At 43.0% G+C, this 565-nt stretch carries 2 tRNA genes and 1 rRNA gene; all 3 read left to right on the top strand.

Going from position 1 to position 565, the window contains the following annotated elements:
• Positions 1–53: ribosomal RNA gene (locus tag FBF83_RS20600) — 16S ribosomal RNA — on the top strand; the annotation flags it as partial.
• 175 nt (positions 54–228) lie between these two features.
• Positions 229–305 (top strand) — tRNA-Ile (locus tag FBF83_RS20595).
• A gap of 12 nt (positions 306–317) precedes the next feature.
• A tRNA-Ala gene (locus FBF83_RS20590) sits at positions 318–393 on the top strand.
• Positions 394–565 lie beyond the last annotated feature (172 nt).

The following is a 565-nucleotide window of genomic DNA, read 5'->3' as shown; positions in this document are numbered from 1 at the left end:
TGAAGTCGTAACAAGGTAGCCGTATCGGAAGGTGCGGCTGGATCACCTCCTTTCTATGGAGAATTACGAAGGTAACTTACGTTACCAACCTTACATGAGCGTTTCGTTTAGTTTTGAAAGAATGATTAATTTCTTTCAACTGAAAAGGTAAGTTTTGACGAAGAGCAAGTCTCTTTTAAGAAACACCTCCGGCTAATGGCTATGTCGGGGTATTTACTTTTCTTTTGTGGGCCTGTAGCTCAGCTGGTTAGAGCGCACGCCTGATAAGCGTGAGGTCGGTGGTTCGAGTCCACTCAGGCCCACCATAAAAGAATTTTGGGGCCTTAGCTCAGCTGGGAGAGCGCCTGCCTTGCACGCAGGAGGTCAGCGGTTCGATCCCGCTAGGCTCCACCAACTTTGTCTACTATTACTTATTAAACAAACGTTTAATTAACTAGTAGCCTTGTTCCTTGAAAACTAGATAGCATAAACAACGACATCCAATAAGAATTATTTTTTATGCAACACTTAGTAATAACTCGAGGAGTTAGCTTGAGCAATCAAGTCTAATGAATCTAAGGTTAAG

The sequence above is a fragment of the Guptibacillus hwajinpoensis genome, assembly GCF_005144865.1.
GTDB classification, from domain to species: domain Bacteria; phylum Bacillota; class Bacilli; order Bacillales; family Guptibacillaceae; genus Guptibacillus; species Guptibacillus hwajinpoensis_A.
Note: the sequence above shows the minus strand (reverse complement) of the source record. Positions and strands in the feature narration are given on the sequence as shown.